Annotated in this window: 26 protein-coding genes; 9 read left to right on the plus strand and 17 right to left on the minus strand. The window is 66.2% G+C overall.

Translation table 11 applies throughout. The annotated features are described in order from the left end of the window. The first annotated feature begins 37 nt into the window (after positions 1-37). On the plus strand, positions 38-1,129 hold the full coding sequence (locus ACKI1H_RS05195; protein ID WP_440467824.1) for an aminopeptidase: 1,092 nt from the start codon (positions 38-40) through the stop codon (positions 1,127-1,129). Between the two features lie 25 nt (positions 1,130-1,154). On the opposite strand, the gene ACKI1H_RS05200 is transcribed toward ACKI1H_RS05195, so the two are convergent. Both ACKI1H_RS05200 and ACKI1H_RS05205 read right to left on the minus strand, forming a co-directional pair. Continuing rightward, complete coding sequence (locus tag ACKI1H_RS05200) at positions 1,155-2,678, minus strand: 3-hydroxyacyl-CoA dehydrogenase (RefSeq protein WP_440468824.1); 1,524 nt, start codon at positions 2,676-2,678, stop codon at positions 1,155-1,157. Between the two features lie 47 nt (positions 2,679-2,725). Beyond that, entirely contained in the window at positions 2,726-4,357 is a 1,632-nt protein-coding gene (locus ACKI1H_RS05205; RefSeq protein WP_440467825.1) for an AMP-binding protein, read from the minus strand. Between the two features lie 210 nt (positions 4,358-4,567). Between ACKI1H_RS05205 and ACKI1H_RS05210 the strand changes: the two genes are divergently transcribed. Continuing rightward, entirely contained in the window at positions 4,568-5,353 is a 786-nt protein-coding gene (locus ACKI1H_RS05210) for an IclR family transcriptional regulator (RefSeq protein ID WP_088420576.1), read from the plus strand. Positions 5,354-5,769: 416 nt separating this feature from the next. Here the strand turns inward: ACKI1H_RS05210 and ACKI1H_RS05215 are convergent, their stop codons facing one another. The 4 genes from ACKI1H_RS05215 to ACKI1H_RS05230 all read right to left on the minus strand — a co-directional run bounded on the left by ACKI1H_RS05215 (position 5,770) and on the right by ACKI1H_RS05230 (position 10,621). Beyond that, on the minus strand, positions 5,770-6,900 hold the full coding sequence (locus tag ACKI1H_RS05215) for an acyl-CoA dehydrogenase family protein (protein ID WP_440467826.1): 1,131 nt from the start codon (positions 6,898-6,900) through the stop codon (positions 5,770-5,772). Between the two features lie 10 nt (positions 6,901-6,910). Continuing rightward, positions 6,911-8,101, minus strand: a complete 1,191-nt coding sequence (locus tag ACKI1H_RS05220; RefSeq protein ID WP_440467827.1) for an acyl-CoA dehydrogenase family protein — start codon at positions 8,099-8,101, stop codon at positions 6,911-6,913. Positions 8,102-8,111: 10 nt separating this feature from the next. Beyond that, positions 8,112-10,202 (minus strand): 3-hydroxyacyl-CoA dehydrogenase NAD-binding domain-containing protein, encoded by a 2,091-nt coding sequence (locus ACKI1H_RS05225; RefSeq protein ID WP_440467828.1) that lies wholly within the window; start codon positions 10,200-10,202, stop codon positions 8,112-8,114. A gap of 134 nt (positions 10,203-10,336) precedes the next feature. Continuing rightward, complete coding sequence (locus ACKI1H_RS05230; RefSeq protein ID WP_138519972.1) at positions 10,337-10,621, minus strand: hypothetical protein; 285 nt, start codon at positions 10,619-10,621, stop codon at positions 10,337-10,339. Positions 10,622-10,803: 182 nt separating this feature from the next. Here ACKI1H_RS05230 and ACKI1H_RS05235 point away from each other — a divergent pair, with 182 nt between their 5' ends. Further along, complete coding sequence (locus ACKI1H_RS05235) at positions 10,804-11,754, plus strand: alpha/beta fold hydrolase (RefSeq protein ID WP_440467829.1); 951 nt, start codon at positions 10,804-10,806, stop codon at positions 11,752-11,754. Between the two features lies 1 nt (position 11,755). Here the strand turns inward: ACKI1H_RS05235 and ACKI1H_RS05240 are convergent, their stop codons facing one another. Both ACKI1H_RS05240 and ACKI1H_RS05245 read right to left on the minus strand, forming a co-directional pair. Continuing rightward, positions 11,756-12,211, minus strand: coding sequence for a GNAT family N-acetyltransferase (locus ACKI1H_RS05240; RefSeq protein WP_440467830.1), 456 nt, complete (start codon positions 12,209-12,211; stop codon positions 11,756-11,758). Between the two features lie 43 nt (positions 12,212-12,254). Then, entirely contained in the window at positions 12,255-13,172 is a 918-nt protein-coding gene (locus ACKI1H_RS05245; RefSeq protein WP_440467831.1) for a LysR family transcriptional regulator, read from the minus strand. 97 nt (positions 13,173-13,269) lie between these two features. Between ACKI1H_RS05245 and ACKI1H_RS05250 the strand changes: the two genes are divergently transcribed. Beyond that, positions 13,270-13,557, plus strand: a complete 288-nt coding sequence (locus tag ACKI1H_RS05250) for a DUF2218 domain-containing protein (protein WP_138519968.1) — start codon at positions 13,270-13,272, stop codon at positions 13,555-13,557. A 244-nt stretch (positions 13,558-13,801) separates the two neighbouring features. Here the strand turns inward: ACKI1H_RS05250 and ACKI1H_RS05255 are convergent, their stop codons facing one another. Together ACKI1H_RS05255 and ACKI1H_RS05260 are read right to left on the minus strand one after the other, a co-directional pair. After that, on the minus strand, positions 13,802-14,083 hold the full coding sequence (locus tag ACKI1H_RS05255; RefSeq protein ID WP_138519967.1) for a type II toxin-antitoxin system RelE/ParE family toxin: 282 nt from the start codon (positions 14,081-14,083) through the stop codon (positions 13,802-13,804). After that, the gene (locus ACKI1H_RS05260) at positions 14,080-14,307 is read right to left on the minus strand and encodes a CopG family ribbon-helix-helix protein (RefSeq protein ID WP_045213580.1); all 228 of its coding nucleotides are present in this window, start codon (positions 14,305-14,307) and stop codon (positions 14,080-14,082) included. Before ACKI1H_RS05260 ends, ACKI1H_RS05255 begins: the two co-directional genes overlap by 4 nt. Before the next feature lie 262 nt (positions 14,308-14,569). On the opposite strand from ACKI1H_RS05260, the gene ACKI1H_RS05265 reads away from it, so the two are divergent. The 5 genes from ACKI1H_RS05265 to ACKI1H_RS05285 all read left to right on the plus strand — a co-directional run bounded on the left by ACKI1H_RS05265 (position 14,570) and on the right by ACKI1H_RS05285 (position 19,072). Then, positions 14,570-15,955: a sodium:solute symporter gene (locus ACKI1H_RS05265; RefSeq protein WP_440467832.1), complete on the plus strand. Its 1,386-nt coding sequence runs from the start codon at positions 14,570-14,572 to the stop codon at positions 15,953-15,955. Positions 15,956-15,980: 25 nt separating this feature from the next. Continuing rightward, on the plus strand, positions 15,981-16,937 hold the full coding sequence (gene speB / locus ACKI1H_RS05270; RefSeq protein ID WP_138519965.1) for an agmatinase: 957 nt from the start codon (positions 15,981-15,983) through the stop codon (positions 16,935-16,937). A gap of 75 nt (positions 16,938-17,012) precedes the next feature. Beyond that, positions 17,013-17,936 carry a LysR family transcriptional regulator gene (locus ACKI1H_RS05275; RefSeq protein ID WP_440467833.1) on the plus strand — a complete coding sequence of 308 codons (924 nt, stop codon included), beginning with the start codon at positions 17,013-17,015 and terminating at the stop codon, positions 17,934-17,936. Beyond that, positions 17,933-18,655 carry a phytanoyl-CoA dioxygenase family protein gene (locus tag ACKI1H_RS05280; RefSeq protein ID WP_138519963.1) on the plus strand — a complete coding sequence of 241 codons (723 nt, stop codon included), beginning with the start codon at positions 17,933-17,935 and terminating at the stop codon, positions 18,653-18,655. The genes ACKI1H_RS05275 and ACKI1H_RS05280 overlap by 4 nt, the downstream gene beginning before the upstream one ends. Positions 18,656-18,670: 15 nt before the next feature. Then, entirely contained in the window at positions 18,671-19,072 is a 402-nt protein-coding gene (locus ACKI1H_RS05285; RefSeq protein ID WP_138519962.1) for a GFA family protein, read from the plus strand. A gap of 111 nt (positions 19,073-19,183) precedes the next feature. On the opposite strand, the gene ACKI1H_RS05290 is transcribed toward ACKI1H_RS05285, so the two are convergent. The 7 genes from ACKI1H_RS05290 to ACKI1H_RS05320 all read right to left on the minus strand — a co-directional run bounded on the left by ACKI1H_RS05290 (position 19,184) and on the right by ACKI1H_RS05320 (position 23,347). Beyond that, positions 19,184-21,142 (minus strand): DUF7844 domain-containing protein, encoded by a 1,959-nt coding sequence (locus tag ACKI1H_RS05290; RefSeq protein ID WP_440467834.1) that lies wholly within the window; start codon positions 21,140-21,142, stop codon positions 19,184-19,186. Then, positions 21,139-21,474, minus strand: coding sequence for a DUF2388 domain-containing protein (locus ACKI1H_RS05295; RefSeq protein ID WP_017517696.1), 336 nt, complete (start codon positions 21,472-21,474; stop codon positions 21,139-21,141). Before ACKI1H_RS05295 ends, ACKI1H_RS05290 begins: the two co-directional genes overlap by 4 nt. A 37-nt stretch (positions 21,475-21,511) precedes the next feature. Next, a complete protein-coding gene (locus tag ACKI1H_RS05300; protein ID WP_081518915.1) occupies positions 21,512-21,805 on the minus strand; it encodes a DUF2388 domain-containing protein in 294 nt (97 codons plus the stop codon). A 115-nt stretch (positions 21,806-21,920) separates the two neighbouring features. Next, positions 21,921-22,241 carry a DUF2388 domain-containing protein gene (locus ACKI1H_RS05305; protein ID WP_138519960.1) on the minus strand — a complete coding sequence of 107 codons (321 nt, stop codon included), beginning with the start codon at positions 22,239-22,241 and terminating at the stop codon, positions 21,921-21,923. 93 nt (positions 22,242-22,334) lie between these two features. After that, positions 22,335-22,535, minus strand: coding sequence for a DUF1127 domain-containing protein (locus tag ACKI1H_RS05310; protein WP_138519959.1), 201 nt, complete (start codon positions 22,533-22,535; stop codon positions 22,335-22,337). Positions 22,536-22,815: 280 nt separating this feature from the next. After that, positions 22,816-23,022 (minus strand): DUF1127 domain-containing protein, encoded by a 207-nt coding sequence (locus tag ACKI1H_RS05315; RefSeq protein ID WP_015474893.1) that lies wholly within the window; start codon positions 23,020-23,022, stop codon positions 22,816-22,818. Positions 23,023-23,053: 31 nt separating this feature from the next. Continuing rightward, positions 23,054-23,347: a hypothetical protein gene (locus ACKI1H_RS05320; protein WP_440467835.1), complete on the minus strand. Its 294-nt coding sequence runs from the start codon at positions 23,345-23,347 to the stop codon at positions 23,054-23,056. Positions 23,348-23,367 lie beyond the last annotated feature (20 nt).

Below are 23,367 nucleotides of genomic sequence, written 5' to 3' on the forward strand. Positions count from 1 at the left end.
GCAGCGGGCGGAACAGGCGCTGTGCTATGTTCCGCGCATGCCCTTCCGCCTTCTTATCCCGACACTCGACCGCCGCCTGTGCCGCTGGGTTCCCTGCCTGGCCATCTGGGCGCTGAGCGGTTGTTCCACAGTGAGCTACTACAGCCAGTTGGCGGACGGCCAGTTGCGCCTGCTCGCCGCCCGCGAACCGGTGGCCGAAGTGGTCGCCGACCCGACCCGCGACCCCGCGTTGCGCCAGCGCCTGGAGCTGTCCCAGGAGGCGCGCGCCTTCGCCAGCGCCGAGCTGGGCCTGCCGGACAACCAGAGCTACCGTCTCTACGCCGACATCCATCGGCCCAACGTGGTGTGGAACGTCTTCGCCACGCCCGAGCTGTCGCTGCAGCCGCTGACCCATTGCTTCCCCATTGCCGGCTGCGTGGCCTACCGCGGCTATTACGGCGACAAGGGTGCGCAGGCCGAGGCGAGGCGTTTGAAGGAGCAGGGTCTGGATGTCTATGTCGGCGGCGTGGAGGCCTATTCGACCCTCGGCTGGTTCGACGACCCGATCCTCAGCAGCATGCTGCGCTGGGGCGACCAGCGCCTGGCCGAGACGATCTTCCATGAGCTGGCGCACCAGAAGTTCTACCTGCCGGGCGACACGGCGTTCAATGAATCCTACGCCTCCTTCGTCGAGGCCGAGGGCGGCCGCCGCTGGCGCGAGGCACGCCATCTGCCGGATGAATCGCCGCTGCTGGCCGAGCAACGCAAGCGCTTCACCCAGCTGGTACTCGATACCCGCGAGCGCCTGCAGGCGCTCTACGCCAGCCCGCGCAGCGAGACGGAAAAGCGCGCAGGCAAAGCCGCCGAATTCGAACGCCTGCGCCATGACTATGCTCAGATGCGTGATCAGGACTGGGGCGGCAAGGCGCCTTTCGACGCCTGGGTCAACGGCCCCCTGAACAACGCCAAGCTGCTGCCCTTCGGCCTCTATGACCAGTGGGTGCCGTCGTTCGCCGCGCTGTTTGCCCAGGTCGGCGGCAACTGGCCGGCGTTCTATGCGCGGGTGGAAAAGCTTGGAGCACTGCCGCCTGCTGAGCGCAAGGTCGCGCTGGAGAAGCTGAAGGCTGGGGAGTTCGTCAGCTTCCGCTGAAGTCTGCACCGCTGCAGGTTGAGCCTCACTCCGGCCTGTCCGGGCTGTGCAGTGGCAAATCCAGCTGCACACGGCGTCGCAGCCAGGGGCTGGGCCGGTAGCGCGCCTCGCCGTAGCAGACCTGCAGGCCCTGGAGGATGGTGAGGATGCGCGCAGCCCCGTAGTGCTCGCCGAAGGCCAGCGGGCCCAGGGGATAACCCAGTGCCAGTTGCACCGCGCGGTCCAGCGTTACCGGGCTGGCAATGCCACGCTGGGCGATCTCGCCGCCGAGGTTGACGATGCCCGCGACCACTCGCTGGCTGATGAAGCCAGGCGAATCGTTGATCACCTCCACCGGCACGCCGTCGCTGCCCAGCGCCTGGCGCGCCTGGGCTTCGAGCTTGGGGTCGAGCGCCGGCTGGCGCATCAGCACCCGTCGACGGTCCAGTTCGGTGAAGGTCTCCAGCGCCAGGCTGCGCTCCGGCGGCAGACCGAGGGCGTCGATGCGCGTGCTGGCGTCCACCCCCAGCGGCGTAACCAGGCAGATGGCGCGGGACGAGGGCGCTTCGCCGGTCTCCAGCACTACGCCGCCGAGAGTGAGGATCGCCGCCACACGGTGACGCAGTTCCGGATCCTGGCTGTCGAGCCAGTACGGGCGATTGAGCAGTACGGTTTCGTGCTGTTCCTCGGGCTCACGCATGGGCTGGCCGTCGCGATAGCGGTAGAAGCCCTCGCCGCTCTTGCGCCCCAGCAGGCCGCCGGCGACGCGTTGCGCGGCCAGCGGCGACGGGGTGTAGCGCGGGTCCTGGTAGAACTGCTGGTAGAGCGACTCCATCACCGCGTGGGATACGTCCAGACCCGTCAGGTCGAGCAGTTCGAACGGCCCCATGCGGAAGCCCACGCCGTCGCGCAGGATGCGGTCGATCTGTGCCGGGCTGGCGATGCCTTCGCCGAGGATGCGCAGCGCTTCGGTGCTGAAGGCACGGCCAGCGTGGTTGACGATGAAGCCGGGGCTGTCCGGCGATACCGCTGGGTAATGCCCGGCTTGCTCGGCCAGTCGGCTCAGGCGGCGCACGACCGACTCGCTGGTGCGCTGCCCGCGTACCACCTCGACAATGCGCATCAGCGTCACCGGGTTGAAGAAGTGGAAGCCGGCGACCCGCTCCGGGTGCAGGCAGCGCGCGGCGATGCGGGTCACCGAGAGCGACGAGGTATTGCTCGCCAGCACGGCGTCCGGCGCCACGCGTTTTTCCAGCTCGGCGAGCAGGGCCTGCTTGGCGCCGAGGTCTTCGATGATGGCTTCGATCAGCAGGTCGCAGTCGGCCAGTTCATCCAGGTTGTGGCTCGGCAGCAGGCGCTGCATCGTCGCATCGAGGGCGTCCGGGGCGAGCTTGCCCTTGGCCACCGCGCGCTCCAGCAGCTCGCGGTTGAAGGCCAGCGTCTGCTCCACGGTCTGCGGGTTGCTGTCGTACAACCGCACCGGCAACCCGGCACTGGCGAACAGTTGGGCGATGCCGCGGCCCATGGCCCCGGCGCCGATCACGCCGATACGGTGGAAGGACTCGGTCATGCTGCGGGTCTCGTCGTGCGCACCTGCTTCAACCATAGACGCTGTGCTCACGCGGTGGTCCTTTTGGCCAGTTCCAGGTCGCGCAATTGCCGGCGCAGCAGCTTGCCGACGCTGGTCTTGGGCAGCTCGTCGAGCACCTCGACGAAGCTCGGCACCTTGTAGCCGGTGAGGTGCTCGCGGCAGTGGGCGATGATCTGTGCCGGCGCCAGCGTCTCGTCCCTGAGGCTGACGAACAGCTTCACCGACTCGCCCTTGCGCTCGTCCGGCACGCCGATGGCCACGCACTCGCGCACGCCGGGGTGGCGCATCACCGCGTCTTCCACTTCGTTGGGGAACACGTTGAAGCCGGAGACCAGGATCATGTCCTTCTTGCGGTCGACGATCTTCAGCATGCCGTCGGCGTCCAGCTCGGCGATGTCGCCGGTCTTCAGCCAGCCGTCGGCAGTCAGCACCTGGGCGCTCTCCTCCGGCCGCTGCCAGTACCCCTGCATCACCTGCGGGCCACGCAGCCACAGCTCGCCGGGCTGGTCGGGGCCGGTGTCGTTGCCCTCCTCGTCCACCGTACGCAGCTCGGTGTCCACCAGCGCCTGTCCGACGTAGCCCTCACGGTACGGGCTCAGCAGCGTGCCGGTGGAAACCACGGGCGATGCCTCGGTGAGGCCGAAGCCCTCGCGCACCGGCGCACCGGTTAGTGCTTCCCAGCGGCGGCCCACTTCGCGGTTCAGCGGTGCGCCGCCGGAGGTCACCCACTTCAGGTGGCTGAAGTCGATGGCGGGGAAGTCCGGGTGGTTCATCAGGCCGACGAACAGGGTGTTGATCCCGCTCATCAGGGTGAAGGGATAGCGGCGCATGGCGCCGAGGATCTCGTCGAGGTTGCGGCCGTCGCGGATGAACACCGTGTGCAGGCCCATGCCCACCGAACTCAGCAGGTTCGTCGAGAACGCCATGATGTGGTACAGCGGCAGCGGCGCGATGCGCACGTCGGTGGCCGGCTCCAGCAAGCCGGGGCGCAGGAACAGCTCCAGGGTCTGCACGACGTTGGCGATCAGGCTGCGGTGACTGAGCATCGCGCCCTTGGACACCCCCGTGGTGCCGCCGGTGTACTGCAGCAGCGCGAGGCGATCCAGGCCCGGCTCGGCTTCCACCGGCGGTGCTTCGGCGCCCAGGCGCAGGGCCTGCTGGAAGCGCGTGCAGTCGGCCTCGACGCTGTCGAACTGCGGACGCTCGATGTCGTCGATCGAGGTCAGCAGCACCTGCCGGACTTCGCTGTGCGTCTGTACGCCGCGCAGCAATGGCAGCAGGCGGTCGAGCAGCAGCACGGCGCTGGCGCCGGAGTCGGCCAGTTGGTGGCGCAGCTCGCTGGCGGTGTACTGCGGGTTGGTATTCACCAGCACCACGCCGGCCTTCAACGCGCCGAAGGTGGCGATGGGGTACTGCAGGGAATTGGGCAGCATCAGCGCCAGGCGCTCGCCCGGTTGCAGGCCGGCGTGGTGGCGCAGGTAACGGGCGAAGGCGTCGGCCTGGCGCTCCAGCTCGGCGAAGCTCAGGTGGCTGTCGCCACAGGAGAACGCGAGGCGTTCGGGGAATGCGCGACAGGCATCGCGCAACAGGTCGTGGAGGTTCTGGTAGTCGTGACGGGTGATCTCGCGGGCCACGTGACCGGAGGGTTGAGCAGACATCGACTTCTCCGTTTCTTTTTCGAGCCTGACTTGGCTCTGGATTCGAATTGTTGTTCTGCACAGCGAAACATCGTGTCGAAATCGATGGTATGCGATAGGCTAGCCTGGCGCAACGAGCACACGCGGACCGCTGCGTGGCGACTGGGCTATCTGCTATCGTTCGCCCGCGCCGCGCGTGGCGCCGCAACAGCAATCCCCCGCCGAGGCCCCATGAGCGACGACGTCGAAGACAGCAGCAACCCCAAGGACCGCAAGTACGTCGAGGCGCTCGCCCGCGGACTGGACGTGCTGCGCGCCTTCACCCACGGCTCGGTGGTGCTCGGCAACCAGGAAATCTCGCGGATCACCGGCCTGCCCAAGGCGACGGTGTCGCGCATGACCTACACCCTCACCCAGCTCGGTTACCTCTGCTACTCGCAGCAGCATGAGAAGTACCAGCTGGATTCCGGCGTGCTGGCGCTGGGTTACGCCTACGTTTCCAACCTGCGCGTCCGCCAGCTGGCCAAGCCGTACATGGATGCCTTTGCCCGTCGCACCAACACCACGGTGGGCCTGACCTGCCGTGACTGGCTGTCGATGATCTACGTGGAAAACTGCCGTCCGCCGGAAGCCACTTCGCTGCGCATGGACGCCGGTGTGCGCCTGCCGCTGGCGACCACCGCTGCCGGCCGTGCCTACCTCGCCGCGACCCCGCAGCAGGAGCGCGAGCACCTGCTGTCGGCGCTGCAGGAGCGGCATGAGGGTGATTGGGCGGTGATGCGTGCTTCGCTGGATGCGTCCTTCGAGGAGTACTACGAGCACGGTTTCTGCCTGTCGCTGGGCGACTGGGACCGCAACGTGCGCGCTGCCGGTGTGCCGCTGCGCCTGGCCGACGGTGGGCTGATGGCGCTGACTTGCGGGGCGCCGTCGTTCCAGTTGAGCGAGGAGACGCTGCGTGGGTCGCTGGCCCATGAGCTGGAGATTCTGGCGCGGGATATCGAGAGCCTCGGGGCCTGATTTTCTCTGGGCTTTCGTAGGGGCTGGGCTTTTTATCTAGTTGTTTCTGCGCCGCATCTGTGTGCGCTGAGACTTCTTGTTTCGCCTCTCGGCGAGTCCCTTTTGTCAAACGCCACAAAAAGAACCAAAAGGTCTTGCCCCTCCATCCGGTTTTTCGCCTAGGCGAAAAATTCCCTCGTTGAAGCGAAGTTTCAGGGGCACGCCACGACGGGCCATCCCTGGCCCATCGTGGCTCTCGCGACATCCATGTCGCTCAACCCCTGAAACTCCGCTTCAACGAGGCCTCCTGAAAGGGGCCGTCCGGAGTGCGCGGCGGGATGTTGTAGGAGCGAGCTTGCTCGCGAACCGCCCAGCGCCCAAGTCGCAGGCAAATCTCTTCGCGAGCAAGCTCGCTCCTACAAGAGATGGCCTCCGTGTTATGCGACCTCCATCAGGCTCGCATAGGCCTTCAGGTGATGATCGTCGTCACCCAGCTGGTGGCTGAGCATCACCAGGCGCTTGGCGTGGTGTGCCAGCACGTATTCCCAGGTCATGCCGATGCCGCCGTGCAGCTGGATCGCCTGTTCCGCCACATAGCGCGCGGCGCGGGTGACGATGAACTTGGCGGCGGCCAGGGTTCGGCTGCGCTCGGCGCTGTCGGGCTGGTCGGCGACGCAGGCGGCGAGGATCGCCATGCTGGTGGCCTGTTCCAGCTCGCTGCGCATGTCCACCATGCGGTGTTGCAGCACCTGAAACTTGCCGATCGGGATGCCGAACTGCTTGCGCGTCTTCAGGTAGTCCAGGGTCAGCGCGCAGGCTTCCTGCAGGCTGCCGAGGGCTTCGGCGCACTGCGCGGCGATGGCGCGGCCTTGTTGGTAACGCAGGGCCGGAAGGGCTTCGCCCGGCACGCCAAGGGCTTCGCCAGGAGCTCCATCGAGGAACAGCTCGCAGGCGCGCTGGCCGTCCACCGTCGGGTACTCGCGGCGGCTGACGCCCGCTTGCTGCGGATCGATGAGGAACAGGCCGATGCCCTCCTCGTCCCGCGCATTGCCGCTTACGCGAGCCGAAACCAGGATCGCTGTGGCGCTCTGTCCGCCGATCACCACCGCCTTGCGTCCGCTCAGCTTCCAGCCGTCGCCGGCCTGTTCCGCGCGGGTCTGCACGTCGTGCAACTGGTAGTGGCTCTGCGGTTCTTCCAGTGCGACCGCCAGCTGCGCTTCGCCGCTGGCAATGCGTGGCAGCCAGTGGTCCTTCTGTGCATTGCTGCCCAGCTGGGCGATCAGCCCGCCGCCGTGCACCACCGATTGCAGGTACGGCTCCAGGCACAGGCCACGGCCCAGTTCGGTGAGTACCAGCATACTCTCGACACCGCCGCCGAAGCCGCCGTACGCCTCGGGCAGCGACACCGAAGTCAGCCCCAGTTCGCCGAGCTGGCGCCAGAAGTCAGCGCTGTAGCCCAGTTCGGAGCGGCTGAAGCCTTCGCGCTTGTCGAACGGGTAGGCGTCGCGCACCAGGCGTGCCGCGGTGTCCTGCAGCATTTGCTGCTCTTCGCTCAGTTTGAAGTCCATGGTCAGGCCCTCACAGCTCGAGAATCATCTTGGAGACGATGTTCTTCTGGATTTCGTTGGAGCCGCCGAAGATCGACAGCTTGCGCAGGTTGAAGTACTGGCTGGCAGGAGCCGCCGAGTAGTCCGCGTGCAGCGGCTCGGTGCCCAGCTCGAATTCGTCTTCGATGAAGGGCAGCGCGTAGGGGCCGAGGACCTTGCGCAACAGGTGGCTGATCGCCTGGCGGATTTCCGTGCCCTTCACCTTCAGGATCGAGCTTTCCGCGCCCGGCACGCCGCCTTCGCGGGCGGCGGCGAGGATGCGCAGGGTGCTCATCTCGATGGCCATCAGCTGCATTTCCACTTCCGCTACCTGGGCGCGGAACAGCGGGTCTTCGAGCATCGGCTTGCCGTCGCAAAGCTCACGACTGGCCACGCGCTTGAGGTGCGCGAGCACCGCCTTGGACGCGCCGATGCCGGCCAGGCCGGTGCGCTCGTAAGTGAGCAGGTACTTGGCGCAGGTCCAACCTTCGTTCTCGCGGCCCACCAGGTTCTCCACCGGTACGCGGACGTTGTCGAAGAACACCTCGTTGACTTCGTGCTCTCCGTCCAGGGTGATGATCGGGCGCACGGTGATGCCCGGCGTCTGCATATCGATCAGCAGGAAGCTGATGCCGCGCTGCTGCTGCGCCTCGGGGTCGGTGCGGACCAGGCAGAAGATCCAGTCGGCGTGCTGGCCGAGGGTGGTCCAGGTCTTCTGACCGTTCACCACGTAGTGATCGCCATCGCGCACGGCGCGGGTCTTCAGCGAAGCGAGGTCGGAACCGGCGCCCGGCTCGGAATAGCCCTGGCACCACCAGTCGGTGCCGTCGAGGATGCGCGGCAGGTAGTGTGCCTGCTGCTCGGGGGTGCCGAACTGGATGATCACCGGGGCGACCATGTTGACGCCGAACGGTACGGTGCGCGGCGCGCCGAAAGCGGCGCATTCCTCTTCGAAAATGTGCTTCTGCACGGCGTTCCAGCCGGTGCCGCCGAAGGCCTCGGGCCAATGCGTGGCGTACCAGCCCTGTTCGGTGAGCACGCGCTGCCAGCGCTGGTGGTCGCCCTTGTTCAGGTGTTTGCCCAGGCGCACCTTGGTGGCGATGTCCTTGGGCAGTCTGGTTTCCAGGAAATGGCGGACTTCGTCGCGGAACGCCAGCTCGTCGGGGGTGAAATGGATGTCCATGGCAGGTCCTCTACAGATCGGTGAAGCGGCGGCCTTCGGCCACCAGGCGTTCAAGCAGTGGTGCGGGTTGCCACCACGCGCCAAGGCGCTGGTGGAACTCGCGGATGCGTTCGAGCACGCGGGCAAGCCCCACGCTGTCGGCATAGAACAGCGGGCCACCACGCCAGGCGGGGAAGCCATAGCCGTTGAGGAAGATCACGTCGACATCGCTGGCGCGCTGGGCGATGCCTTCGTCGAGGATATTGGCGGCCTCGTTGATCAGCGCGTAGATGCAGCGCTCGACGATCTCTTCATCCTCTACCGGCGCGCGGGTGATGCCGCGCTCGGCGGCAGCCCGCTCCAGCATGGCCGGCAGCGCCGGGTTGTCCTGTGCGGTGCGGCCTTCGCCGTAGTGGTAGAAGCCAGTGCCGCTCTTCTGCCCGAGCATGCCGGCGGCGATCAGGTGGTCGAGCACGGTAGGCAGCGTCTGGCCGGGTTTCAGGTTTGGCCGCTGGCGCGAACGGATCGCGTGGCTGATGTCCAGGCCGGACATATCGCGCACCGCCAGCGGTCCCATGGCCATGCCGAAGGCGCGCAGCGCGCGGTCCACCTGCGCGGGTGTAGCGCCCTCCTCCAGCAGGAACTCGGCCTGACGGCCGTACTGGAAGATCATGCGGTTGCCGACGAAACCATCGCACACGCCGACCACCACCGAGACCTTCTTCAGGCGCTTGCCCAGCTGCATGGCGCTAGCGAGCACGGCGTCCGAGGTGGCCTTGCCGCGCACCACTTCGAGCAGGCGCATGACGTTGGCCGGGCTGAAGAAATGCAGGCCGACCACGTCCTGTGGGCGTTGGGTAAAGGCGGCGATTTCATCGAGGTCCAGTGAGGACGTATTGCTGGCGAGGATCGCGCCGGGTTTGCACACGGCGTCCAGCCGCTCGAAGACCTGGCGCTTCACGTCCAGGCTTTCGAACACCGCTTCGACCACCACGTCGGCATCGCCCAGCGCGGCGTAGTCGAGCACGCCGCTGATCAGGCCCATGCGCCGCTCCATCTCCTCGGCGCTCAGGCTGCCGCGCGCCATGCTGGCGGCGTAGGTGCTGCGGGCGCGGTCGAGGCCGCGTTGCAGGGCTTCGTCGCTCACCTCCAGCAGCTTGACCGGAATGCCGGCGTTGGCGAAGCACAGGACGATGCCGACACCCATGGTGCCGCCACCGATCACCGCGGCGCTACGTACCTCGCGCGGCTGCACGTCGGCCGCCAGGCCTTCGACCTTGGCTGCTTCGCGCTCGGCGAAGAAGGCATGGATTTGCGCGGCGCGTTGCGGCGACTCCATGCACTGCATGAACAACTCGCGCTCGCGCACCAGGCCGTCGCGCAGCGGCAGCTGGGTGGCGGCTTCCACGGCGTCGATGCAGCGTTGTGGGGAGAACTGGCCGGGCAGGCGCTTCTGCACCTCGCCGCGCTTGTGGGCGATCAGCTCGGCGAGGCCGGCTTGCTGTACGCGCTCGTTGCGCTCGCCCGTGCGGCGCGGACCCTTGGCGTCCGCCAGCAGGCGTTGGGCGAAGGCGAGGCCGGCTTCGACCAGGTCGCCGTCGATGAACTCGTCGACGACATTGAATTCGAGGGCTTCCGGCGCGCGGATCGGCGTGCCGGAGACGATCATGTCCAGGGCCTTTTCCACACCGGCCAGACGCGGCAGGCGCTGGGTGCCACCGGCGCCGGGCAGCAGGCCGAGCTTCACTTCCGGAAGGCCGACCTGGGCGTCGCGTCGGGCGATGCGGTAATGGCAGGACAGCGCCACCTCCAGCCCACCGCCCAGGGCGGTGCCGTGGATCACGGCGACGCTGGGCTTGGTCGCGTTTTCGATGACTTCCACCACTTCGGGCAGCGACGGCGCCTGCGGCGGTTTGCCGAATTCGCGGATATCGGCGCCAGCCATGAAGGTGCGCCCGGCGCAGACCAGCACCACCGCTCGTACTTGCGGATCGGCCTCGGCCTGCTGGAAGGCGGCGAGCAGGCCTGCGCGGATGGATTGTCCGAGGGCGTTCACCGGTGGGTTGTCGACCGTCACCAGGGCAATCTCGCCCCGGCGTTCGAGCAGTACCGCATCTGACATGCTGAACTCCGTTTTAGCGTTGTTTTAACGGAATGATGTTTCGCTGTGCAGAATACGATGCTGTTTTTTGTGGATTGATTGCAAGTCCTTTCGGCGGCCGGCCGGGAATCCTCCGGCGCGCCAGCACGGAAACATCAGGGTCTCTGCGTGCTTCCGGCAACCAGCAGGTCGCCGTGCAACTCGCAGTAGCATTCGTCGTTCCAGCCATAGTGAGGATCGCGGCAGATCGAATGCCGAACGGAGCCGGCATCGCCGGGTTTGCGAGTTTTCAGGCTGTCGCGCAAGGCCGCGTAGATCGAGCCGGGCTGCGGCCAGTCGGTACGTACCGGGCCTTCGCCGAGCTGGTTGCCGGCGCGCAGTTCGGCCCTCAGGATGGCGTCGAGTTCCGGGCAGAGCTGGGTGCTGGGCTGGCGTCTCATGGGTGTCTTTCCTGGCGAGGATCGAGGGTGGCGCCGGGCATTATCCGCAGCTTTGCCGCATTGCTTCGCCGAGCGGCCCGCATTGCCGAGCGGATAGATCCCTTTATTCGCCTGGTGAATGGGGTTCGGCCGGCGCGCCGGGCTTGGCATAGTGAAGCTCACCATCTGCAGGAGCGTGCGCCATGAACGAGTTCGAACACCAGTTGCTGGCGGTCAACGGCATCCAGCTCAGCCTTTACAGCTGCGGGCCGGCGGACGGCAAGCCGGTGTGGATGCTGCACGGTTTTCCCGAGTGCTGGCACTCCTGGCAGCACCAGATGCGCGCCCTCGCCGCTTCCGGCTACCGCGTGTTTGTCCCGGAAATGCGGGGCTATGGCCAGAGTAGCGCGCCGCAGGAAGTCGACGCCTATGACGTGCTGACGCTCTGTGCGGACATTCAGGGCGCCATGGACGCGCTGGGACATGAGCGCGTGGCGATGGTCGGGCATGACTGGGGCGCACCGGTGGCGTGGCACCTGGCGCTGCTGGAGCCACAGCGCGTGGAGGTGCTGGTGACGCTGTCGGTGCCCTTTGCCGGCCGCGCAAAACGCCCGCCGGTGGAGATCATGCGCGAAGTGTTCGCCGGCAAATTCTTCTACATCCTTTACTTCCAGCAGCCCGGCCGCGCCGAGGCCGAGCTGGATGCCGACATCACCTTGAGCCTGCGCCACTTCCTCGGCGACAACGTGCGTCTGGCGCCGGATCAGTCCCCCGACGGTCGCCTGTTCGACGGCCTGTCGCAACCGCCGGCGCACCCGGACTGGTGCAGCGCCGAGGACTTCCAGTGGTATGTGCGGACCTTCGAGGGGCGTGGTTTCCACGGCGCGCTGAACTGGTACCGCAACTTCGAGCGCAGTTGGCAGCGCACCGAGCCGCTGGCCGGGCGCAAGGTCGAGCAACCGACGCTGTTCCTGATCGGCGACCGTGACCCGGTCGGCCGTTTCGAGGCCTACACCGTGCAGCGCATGCCCGAGCACGTTCCCAACCTTGAACAGCATGTGCTGGAGAACTGCGGCCACTGGATCCAGAGCCAGCAACCGGAGCGGGTCAACGCGCTGCTGGGGGATTTCCTCGGCCGGCATTACCCGGCCTGAGTCAGGCCTCGCGGCGCATCCCGATGTGCGGGATGTCGTCTTCCAGATAGACCTCGGTCACCGGCGAGAAGCCATATCGACCGTAATAGCCCTGCAGGTGCGCCTGGGCTGAGAGGTACACCGGCAGTCCCGGCCAGCGCTGGGCGATGGCCCGCAGCGCCTGTTCCATGAGCTGGTGCCCGAGGCCGGTGCCGCGGCCCTGCGGGGCGATCACCACGCGGCCGATCACCACGTCGCCGTCGTGGCGCTGCGGGTCCAGCAGGCGCAGGTAGCCGATCAGCTGGCCGTCTTCTTCCACCATCAGGTGGCAGGTGTCGCCGACCAGGTCCAGGCCATCGACTTCCTGGTAGGGGCATTTCTGTTCCACCACGAAGACTTCGGTGCGCAGCTGCAGGATGGCGTAGAGCTCCTCCTTGCTCAGCTCGCGGTGGTGCTTGCAGGTCCAGTTCAGGGCCATGTCGTGTTCACTCCGATCATCAGGATGGCCATGGTAGCGCGCCTCAGACCGGTGCGTGGAAGCGCAGCGTAGTGGAGCCGCCCAGGTGCCGGCGCAGTGCCTCGATGGCGACCTTCACCTTGGCCGGCTGGGCGTCGCGGCGCGGGGTGACGGCATAGATGCCGAACGGCGGCAGCGCCCATTCCGGCAGCAGGCGCACCAGCCTGCCCTCCTCCAGCGCTTCGCGCACTTCCGGCTCCGGCTGGCAGGACACGCCCAGGCCGTCGAGGGTGAACTGGCGCAGAGCGATCATGCTGTTGGCCGCCACCCGTGCTTCCAGCCGCAGCTTGCAGCCCTCCCCACCCGGCCCGCTGAAATTCAGGTAGGCCTGGTGCGCCACGGTGTTCAGTGCCAGCCAGTCGACGTTCTGCAGCTGTTGCGGATGGTCGATCGGCGGGATGCGTCGCAGGTAGGCCGGTGCCGCGCAGACCACGTTGTTCCACTCGGCCAGATGGCGCGCCACCAGGCTGGAGTCGGACAGGCTGCCGACGCGAATGGCGAGGTCGATGCGCTGCTCGATCAGGTCGATCTGTTCATCGTGGAAGAACAGTTGCAGGCGCAACTGGCGGTGGTTCTCCAGCAACGGGCGCAGCGCCTCGGTGATCAGCTTGCCGGAAAAGCCCACCGGCGCGGCCAGGCGCAACTCTCCCACGGGTGCCTCGCGCCATTCCCCCAGGCGTTGCTCGGCCTCCTCGGCGATCGCCAGCATCTGTGCGCAACTACGGTAGAAGGCTTCGCCGGCCTCGGTCAGCGTCAGCTTGCGGGTGGTCCGATGCAGCAGCGTGACCTGGGCATGCGCTTCGAGCTTGCGGATCTGCTGGCTGACCGCCGAGGGCGTCATGCCCAGCGCTTCGGCCGCAGCGGCCATGGAGCCGCGGGCGACCACGGTGGCGAACACCGCCATGCCGCGAAGATTATCCATTGTGAAGCTCCGCTAAAGAGTGAAAGGCAAAATAGCGGGTTTTTCCCTTGATTGCCGGCGCCTAGGATGTCATCTCCCAAAATGGAGAAGAGAAACGATGCCTTCGAGCCGAGCCACCGTCCCTACCCCCGATGCCGCGCGCTACCTCAAGCGCCTGTGCAACCACTTCGCCCACAAGCTGCCGGTCGAACTGACCGACGACCGTGGCGTACTGCCCTTCGATTTTGGCACCTGCCGTCTGCAGGCGATGCCCGACGCGCTGCTGATGGATGCCGAGTCCGCCGACGCGGAAGGCCTGGAGCGCCTGCAGAACGTGGTGGTCAGCCACCTCGACCGTTTCGCCTGGAAAGAAGGCCAACTGCCGGTGAACTGGCAAGCCGCCTGATAACGCTGGCGTAAAAGCGCAAAAAACGGAAAAACCCGGCCAAGGCCGGGTTTTTTGTTGCCTGGAAAAAGCCAGGCGTCGTTGAGATTTTGTGACCATGCTTGCTATTAGCGGTCACCAATAAATCGTCTATTCAAGATCAGTCGATAAACAGACCGATAATCACAATGTCGCGCATTTGGATGCTTTTTAATCAAACGACAAAGTCAATACTTTGAAACATCTTGTAACCGTGTGGCTACTTTTACCCCGAGTTATCCACACGGTCGATGCGCAAAACTTGTACAGAACGCCCCTTCACCCGGAAAGCAGCCTGGTACGGCCAGCGCTCGACCGGTAGTTCGCGCACGCCGGGCACCTCGCTCGGCACGCCGCTACTGCTCTGCTCCAGGTTTGCCAGCGGGCTGACCTGCTCGACGATGTCCTGGATGGCCCGCAGCGCCTTTTCCGGGCCGATCAGCACGACGTAGTGGTCGTAGATGGCATCCAGATCAGCCGCGGCCTTGTGCGTCCACTGCAGGCTCATGCCAGGCCCCACTTGGCTTCAATGGCGGCGTGCTCCAGCAGGTGGCCGGCATCGGCGTCCGCCACCCCTTCATCGATGGCCGCCACGTGCCAGCTCTGGCGCTCCAGGTACTGCGCCAGCGCCTGGCGCAGGTGATACGGCCGGTCCCGATGGGTGGCGCGGGCCAGCTGGTCCAGTGCCGCCACGAGGGCATCATCGGCACGGAACGAAACAACAGTGGTCACTTTTTGAACAGATCCGTTTACGCTGTATACACAGTATACAACGATAACATGCGTATACGAATCAAGCACTTGGAGAGGTGGAAGTTTTTCCATCAAGGCGCCTGGGAGTTCGGCTGAAACCCGGCTGGCGTGGACTGGGAGGACACTTTCGTGGTGGCGAAAGTTGGCTTCCGGCTTCGGGGATTTGTTGGCGGGGCGAGGCGCATCAGGCTGGCGGAGCGAAGGCCTGATTCCCACACAACAACAACAGGAGCCCCCCGCGATGCTGCTTGATTACCTGATCATGCTGGTCTACGCCCTGGGCATGCTTGCCCTGGGCTGGTACGGAATGCGCAAGGCGCGCAACCAGAACGACTTTCTCGTGGCCGGGCGCCGCCTCGGCCCGGGGCTCTACCTGGGTACCATGGCTGCCGTGGTGCTCGGTGGCGCCTCCACCATCGGCACGGTGAAGCTCGGCTACCTCTACGGGCTGTCCGGGCTGTGGCTGGTGTTCATGCTGGGCCTGGGGATCATCGTCCTCAGCCTGGTGTTCTCGCGGCAGATCGCGCGGCTGAAGGTCTACACCGTCACGCAGATCCTCGAGCAGCGCTACCAGGCGTCCTCGCGATTGATCGGCGGCATCGTGATGGTCGCCTACGACCTGATGGTGGCGGTCACCGCGACCATCGCCATCGGCTCGGTGACCGAGGTGGTCTTCGAGATACCGCGCATCCCGGCGATCCTCTGCGGAGGCGGCATCGTCATCGTCTATTCGGTGATCGGCGGCATGTGGTCGCTGACCCTCACCGACATCATCCAGTTCGTGATCAAGACTCTGGGCATCTTCGCCGTGCTGTTGCCGCTGTCGATCCACCAGGCAGGCGGCCTGTCGCGCATGCAGGAGGTGCTGCCGGCGGGCTTCTTCGACCTTGGCCACATCGGCCTGGACACCATCCTCACCTACTTCCTGCTGTACTTCTTCGGTGCACTGATAGGCCAGGACATCTGGCAGCGCGTATTCACTGCGCGCAGCGAGAAGGTGGTGCGCTATGCCGGTCTTGGCGCTGGTGTCTACTGCATGCTCTATGGCCTGGCCTGTGCGCTGATCGGCGCCGCCGCCCACGTGCTGCTGCCCAACCTGGCGGTGCCGGAAAACGCCTATGCGGAGGTCACCCGCCAGGTGCTCCAGCCGGGCCTGCGCGGCCTGGTCGTGGCGGCGGCGCTGTCGGCCATCATGTCCACCGCCTCGGGCTGCCTGCTGGCGGCCGCCACGGTGTTCCAGGAGGACATCTATGCACGCTTCCTGCGCCCCGGCGCGCCCAACGGCCTGCGCGAAAGCCGCCTGTTCACGCTGCTGATGGGGGTGGTGATGCTGGCCCTGGCGTGCCTGGTGAACGACGTCATCGGCGCCCTGAGCATCGCCTACAACCTGCTGGTCGGCGGGCTGCTGGTGCCGATCCTCGGCGCCCTGCTGTGGCGCCGCGCCTCCGCTCGCGGAGCCATGACCAGCATCGTGGTCGGCTGCCTGGTGGTGGTCACCTTCATGGCCATCGACGGCGTGCTCGCCAATACCCCTATCGCCTACGGCCTGCTCGCCAGCCTGATTACCTTCGTGGTGGTCAGCCTCACCGACGCGCCGGCTGCCAGCCTGCAGGCGCAGGCCGACTGAACCCCAACTCGACAGGAGACGCCCCATGCCCCACGACTTCCCGCAGCCTCTGGACGCCGCGCAGGTACCGCGCTTCGCCGGTATCCCCAGCTTCATGCGCCTGCCCATCTTCGAGGACCCGGCGCAGGTGGATATCGCCCTGCTTGGCGTGCCCTGGGACGGCGGCACCACCAACCGCGCCGGCGCCCGTCACGGCCCGCGCGAGGTGCGCAACCAGTCGAGCCTGATGCGCAAGGTGCACCACGTCAGCCACATCGCGCCCTATGACCTGCTGCGCATCGGCGACATCGGCGACGCCCCGGTGAACCCCATCGACCTGCTCGATTCGCTCAAGCAGATCGAAGGCTTCTACCGGCGCATTCACGCCGCCGGCACCATCCCGTTGTCGGTGGGCGGCGATCACCTGGTGACCCTGCCGATCTTCCGCGCACTAGCCGCCGAGCGGCCCGTCGGCATGGTGCATTTCGATGCCCATTCCGACACCAATGACCGCTACTTCGGCGACAACCCTTACACCCATGGCACGCCGTTCCGCCGCGCTATCGAGGAAGGCTTGCTGGATCCCAGGCGCACGGTGCAGATCGGCATTCGTGGCTCGATATATGACGCCGACGACGAGGCCTTTGCCAACGAGCAGGGCATCCGCGTGATCCACATGGAAGAGTTCGCCGACCTCGGCGTCGCGGCGACGCTCGCCGAGGTACGCCGGGTGGTGGGACAGGAGCCAACCTACGTCACCTTCGACGTCGACGTACTCGACCCGGCCTTCGCCCCGGGCACCGGCACGCCGGAGATCGGCGGCATGACGACGCTGGAGGCGCAGCACATGATCCGCGGGCTGCAGGGGCTGAACCTGATCGGCGCCGACGTGGTGGAAGTCTCGCCGCCATTCGACCAGGGCGGGGCAACCGCGCTGGTGGGCGCTACCATGATGTTCGAGCTCCTCTGCGTCCTCGCCGACTCGGTCGCCGCGCGCCGTTGACCGTTCTGGGGGTTCACGGGGCGGCGCGCTCGGCGCTATAACGAAAGGCCTGCGCCCGCCGCCACGAGAACTCCCATGCTGGGCAATCTTTCCGATATCGACCTGCGCCTGCTGCGCACCTTCTGCACCATCGTCGAGGCGGGCGGCTTCACTGCTGCCCAGGTGCGCCTGAATACCAGCCTGTCGAGGCTGAGCGTGCTGGTCCGCGACCTCGAGTTGCGCCTGGGCTATTCGCTCTGCCGCCGCGGCAGCAGCGGTTTCCAGCTCACCGAGGAAGGGCAGCAGCTTTACGAAGCGGCGCTCGGGTTGTTCGTCGACATCGAGCGCTTCCGCGAGCAGGTGACGGGCCTGGGCGGCCGCGACCGCGAGGTGCTGCACCTGGGCTGCGTCGACGGCGTGCTCGGCCAGCACTGCTGGCCGATGCCGCTGGCCATCCGGCTATTCCGCGAAGGCCATCCCCGGGTGCGCCTGAACCTGCATACCCAGCGTCCGGACGAGTTGGAGAACGCCGTGCTGGAGGAGCGCCTGCAACTGGCCATCGGCGCCTTCCACCATCGCTTGTCGGGTCTGCGCTACCAGCTGCTGTTCCGCGAGGAGCAGAACCTCTATTGCGCTCCGGGGCATCCGTTCTTCGGCGCTATCGATAACGAGCCTTCGCTGGAGCAGATCTGCGCGGCCGAGTATGTCGGTCGCGGCTACATGACCGAGAGCCGTCGCCCCCACGGGCTGGTCTTCAGCCGCGCGACCAATGCCTACACCATGGAGGCCATCGCCAACCTGGTGTTCAGTGGCGTCTTCATCGGCTACCTGCCGACGCACTATGCGGCGCAATGGGTTGCGCAGGATCGCTTGCGGGCGATCCGCCCGGCGCAGCTCGCCTACGTCTCGGAGTTTCATTGCGTCACCCGGCAGGGTGCCGAGCCGGGTGAAGTGCTGGGGGCCTTCCTGGGTGCCCTGGAGCGCGCCCAGGCCGAGCTGGGTAGTGGGGAGCCGGCGTGAGGGAAGGCCTGCGGGCCCTTCGCGAGGACGGTTTCGTCCTGCTGCGCGGCCTGCTGGACAGCGAACAGGTTGCCGAATTGCACTCGCTGATCGATGGCCTGCGACCGCTCCACTGGGACTACCAGGGGTTGGTGGATCATTACAAGTGCGTGTTCAACCGCTCCCCGCGCTGGTTGCCCTACCTGGATCCGCCGGGATTGATCGAGCTGGCGGAAGCTGCGCTGGGCGCGGACTGCCATGTGATCGGCCAGACGGCCTGGCGCTGCCATCCCGGCTTCATCGGCGCCGACATGCACCAGGACTACCTGCCGGTCGCGCTGCCGGGAACAGGCTTCGATCTTCCGATGTTCATCTGTACCGCGCAGGTCTATCTGGATGACATCGACGAGGCGCTGTGCCCCACCTGGGTGATCCCCGGCAGCCATCGCGCAGGCCGCGCGCCTACACCGGACGAGCGCGAATGGGCGGGCAGGGTGGCCGAACCGGTGCTGTGCAGCGCGGGCGATTGCCTGCTGTTTCGCAGCGACCTGTGGCATTCCGGCAGCCGCAACCTCAGCGAGCGCACGCGCTACCTGCTCCAGGTGCACTACGGGCGCAGAATGGTGGCGCAGAAGTTCTCGCCCTACCTGAACTGGAACTTCAACCCCGAGGTGCTCGCCGCCTGCACACCTCGCCAGCGGCGTCTGCTGGGTGACCATGAGGCGGCCGAGTACGACTGAAAGGGAGGATCAACGATGAGTGCCGTACATACCGGCGGCTGCCATTGCGGCCAACTGCGTTACGAATGCGATGCCGAACTGACGGACGTCGCCCATTGCCATTGCTCGATCTGCCGGCGTACCACCGGCGGCATCGTCACGACCTGGACGACAGTGCCGCTGAAGAGTTTTCGCTGGACTCACGGCAAGCCTGCCGAGTACCGCTCTTCGCCGCCCTGTGTGCGTTACTTCTGCCGCAACTGCGGTGCCCAGTTGGCCCTGTTCACGGACCAGGCTCCGGAGACGCTGGATATCACCACCGCGACGCTGGAGGAGGTCGCCACGGTGCTGCCGAACCGGCATATCTGGGTGAACAGCCGGCTGCCGTGGATTCACCTGGACGAGCAGCTGGAAGAGGAGTGGGAGGAGAGGCTCTAGTTCTGGTGGCCTGACCAGGAAGGTTCGCGAGCAAGCTCGCTCCTACGAAGGGCGGCACGGTTTTCAGCCTGTAGGAGCGAGCTTGCTCGCAAACCGTCCAGCCAGTGGGCCTCAGGGCAGCTCCAGCCCGCCCGAAGCCTTGTGCAGCTCGCGCAGGTGCGCGCCGATCTGCTTGGTGTTGGCTTCCAGCGCAGCCAGCTCGTCACGACGCTCCGGAGTGAGCAGGGCGCGCACTTCGCGGTCGAGGTTGTCGCTGAGCTGGCGCAGGCGCTGCTGGCGCTGCTGCGTCTGCTTCTCCAGAGTTGCGGTCTCCGGCGCCTGGGGCAGGCCATAGCCGCCGTCGAGCAGCTCGGCCGGGCGGCTGAGGAAGCCGCTGTCGTCGAGGATCTGCTGCAACGTCTTGCCGGCTGCCGCGAGGTCCGGCTTGCTCTTCATGGCGTCCGGGTTGCTCAGGTAGAGGCGCTTGAGTTCGTCCTGGGCCAGCAGCAACTGGCGGCGCAGCGAGGCCTGTTCGAGTAGCAGCAGGGCAGCGCTCGAGCGCAGGTCGGCCTTGTCGAACCACGGGCGGCGGTCGACGGCGGGGAGGGCGAGCCAGTCCTCGACCTTGTCCTGCGGGACATTCATGCGCTGCTTCAGCACGTCGAACATGGCCTGGTAACGGTCGCGGAAGGAGTCGAAGCGATAGCCCAGGCGCAGGGCTTCCTTGGGGTTGTCCAGCACACCGGCATCAGCGATGCCCTTGTTCTCCAGCAAGCCGAGCACGCCGTAGGGCGTGATGCTGTCCATGGTCTGCAGGCTCTGGCGCTGGATGCCGCTGCGCAGCAGCTTGAGCGTTTCCACCGCGCAGTTGTTGGACAGGAAGTAGTAATTGCCGTCGTAGCTCCAGTGGCTCTGCGCCGAGCGCTCCACCAGGCTGGCGACTTCGTCGCGGCTGAGCTTGAGCGGGATCGACGCAAGGCTGCGCAGCTCGACCTTGGTGTATTCCTCGATCACCTGGGACAGTGGCAGCACGAACAGGCGCGACGGATAGGCGCCGGTCAGGCCGTCCCAGCTGGAGAGCTGCAGGTCGCCGACGAAGGCTCGGTAGGACAGCACCAGATGCTGATCCAGGTCCAGGCGGCAGGCCGGGCCGCGAGGGCGTCCCGGTGCGCAGACCACCAGGCGCAGCATGGTGTGGCCCCAGCGGCTGGCGATCTCGTTGTTGGCCTCGGCGATCAGGTAGTCGACCTCGTAGACACGCTCAGGGTCCAGGTAACCCAGTGGCTGGCGACCGAAGTCGCGGCCGGCGTTGAGGTAGGCGTATTGCGTCGAGCATGGGTCATGCGGGCGCTCGCCGAAGCGCTCCGCGTAGTAGCGGTACAGCGCCGGGCGACGGCAGGCGAAGCTGCGGTCGAGGAGGAAGTACTCCATGTTCACCGCGACGTACTCGCGCGGGTTGGTCAGTTCGTACTTGTCCGGGCTGCGCAGCAGGAAACGGTTGTGCTGCTCGCGCTCGCCGTGCTTGCCGGCGTACTGCGGCCAGCCAGCAAGGTCGAGCAGGCGTGGATCGTCCGAGAGGCTGAAGCGGCGGCCGGTCTGGCCACGGCAATCGTCCGGTGCGCCGACGCGACCGAGGCTCTTGTCGCGCATCGTGCAGCGGCGGATCACCCGGCCTTCCTCGGTATCCCAGAGGCGTGCGCGGTCGTAGAGGTGGGTCAGCTCATGGAGCAGCGTGGCCAGCAGCTCACGGCGCAGGGTGCCGTGGGTGCGGCCGGTCTGCTCGGTGGCGGCGCTGCCGTCGGTGAGCGGGCCGAGATAGCGGGTATTCAGGGCAATGGCGCCGGGACGCAGGGTGCGGCCCATGCCATTGCTGGGCAGGTCGTCGCGCCATTGCACCTGGACGCTGCGGTCCAGGCGCTGCACGAAGCGGTCCGGCAGGGTGTGCAGGGCTTCGTCCAGCAGTTGCTGGCTAGCCTGGCGCTGGGCGGCGCTCAGGCCGTCGGTGTCCAGCTCCAGGCGGAGCGCGGCGTGGCTGCTGGCGGCGACGATCAGTGCCAGGGCCGCCAGCCAGCGGCCAGCCCGGAGTCTCACAGAGCGAGGATGGCTTCGGCCAGGTCCTGGTCGGAGGCTTCGCGCGCCTGCGGCACCTGCTCGCGCAGTACCTTGAACGCGGCTTCCAGCTGCGCACCACGGATCGCGCCGTCGCTGCCGACATAGCTGGCGGCATCGTCACGGGCTTCGCGGACGACCTTCATATCACGCACGGAGGTGGTGGTGTCCGAGGTGAAGTCGATGCTGCGGGCGAAGGCGTTGGTGGTGATGTTGAACACGCGGACCACCGATTGGGCCTGGGCGGTGGACGCGCAGGCGGCGAGCAGCAGGCCGAGGATCAGGGGGCTCTTGGAAAGCGAGCTGAGGCGCATGGATGTCTCCGAAAGGGCAGCGGGAGCTGCTCACGACTTATTTGGCAAGAATTGCTTCGGCCAGTTCCCGATCATTCGCCGCCAGCTCCGGATGTCGCTGGCGCAGCCAGTGCAGTGCAGCCTCCAGGCGGGCACCGCGCAGGGCTCCATCGGTGGCAACGAACTGCGCCGCGTCGTCGCGGGCGCCGCGCAGCAGTTTGTTGTCGAAGGGCGCGCTGGTGACCTGGCTGGTGGCATAGCTGGTCGCTACCGGGAACTGGGTGGTCTGGTCGAATGCCCAGGCGGGCAGCGAACAGGTCAGCAACGGCAGCAGGAACAGCAAGGTACGCATGGGCTCGGACGATCGGAAAAGCACGGCCCACAAGGCTAACGGAATGCGCGGTGGAGAGCCAGCGCAGAGCGCCGGGCGGGAGCGCCCGGCGCGGCGGGATTCAGTGATGAATCACTTAGATGGTCAGGATGGCCTGGGCCAGTTGCTGGTCATTGGCGGCCAGGGTCGGCAGCTTGCTGCGGATGTGGGCGAGGGCGGCTTCCAGGTGCGCGCCGCGGATCTGGCCCTGGCTGGCGACGAAGGTCGCTGCGTCGTCACGGGCTTCCAGCACGATCTTGTCATCCTTGAAGGAGTTGCTCAGGTCCGAGGTGCCGTCGGAGGTGGCGCCGGTGGCGCGTACCGACAGGTCGGTGGTGTAGACGAAGCTGGTGGCGTAGGCGCCGGTGGCGCAACCGATCAAAGCGGCGGCGGCGATCAGGCGAAGACTTTTGTTCATGGAGTGGCTCCGGAGTAAGACCAGGCAAAGGTGGCCGGGTCGGCCACTCTAACTGTGCTCAGACTAGCCAAGACTGACCGGGGTCACCAGCATTCAGCGCCAGAATGGTTTCGAGATTTCTCTCACGCGTTCGCTGGGGCTGATGCCCAAGTCGGCCAGCTGCAAGCTGGTCAGCTCGGCGAGCTGGCGGCGGGTTCGTGCGTTGCGAAGCCATTCCCTGAATACAGCGGGCAGACGACGCAGCAGCGGGGCAGGGCGCAGCGTGGGCAGATCGGATGACAGTGCGCGTTCCATGGCGGGCCTCCTTGTGACCGTGGTGGACGGTCAATACAGGCTCGCACTGGTCGAGAGGGTGCGTCAGAGGCAGCGAAGGGTTATTGCGGGGGTACAGCGAGGTGAAATTCAGAACTGTACTGCCACGGTTGCAGCTGGCTGTTCTGTGATCAGCGAGGGGAGAGGGTGCGGAAAAGTGGACTTCCAGAATGCCAAGGGCCGCTCCAGATGAGCGGCCTCAGGCGAACTACCAGTACAGTCAGAGTGAGCCTGGAGAGTGTGGCTCAGTTGTACTGTTGAATCAGCGCCAGAACGGCTTGTTCAGTTCGGCGTAACGCTGGGCTTCGCTGATGCCGGCGTCGGCCAGCAGACGGGAGTCCAGGCGGGCCAGCTGACGGCGGCTTTCCATGCGGCGCTGCCACAGGCGAACGGTGCCGACGAGGCCACGGTGGGCGCTGGAGGTGCTACGGGTGGTGCTCAGAGCTGCGGAACCGAGGGTACGTTCCATGGTGGTCATCCTTCTCGCTTGTGGCGAGTAGTCAGTTGCTGAATGGATTGAGCATATGATCTGACTTTTTGGTCAGGGATGACAGGTACAGTTGCACGGTATTGCGCCTGGTCAGGCGATTGTAATTTTGAACTGTAATGGTCTTTTTCGGGGCGAACTGTACCGTTGCGCTCCATTCTGGTGCACAAAGGGCGGGCGTCTGAGGTTTTTCGAGGATGCCGGCCAAGCTGGCGGCAGGGGAAGTTGAACAGTTGGAGCGGGATAAAAATCTGTTCAGGAGTGTTTTTACGTGGTTTTTTTCCGGCTGTAAACCCTTGCGGGCCATTCATTGCTGAATGACCCGCA

Source organism: Pseudomonas sp. YH-1, from assembly GCF_051990045.1.
Taxonomy (GTDB): domain Bacteria; phylum Pseudomonadota; class Gammaproteobacteria; order Pseudomonadales; family Pseudomonadaceae; genus Pseudomonas; species Pseudomonas nicosulfuronedens.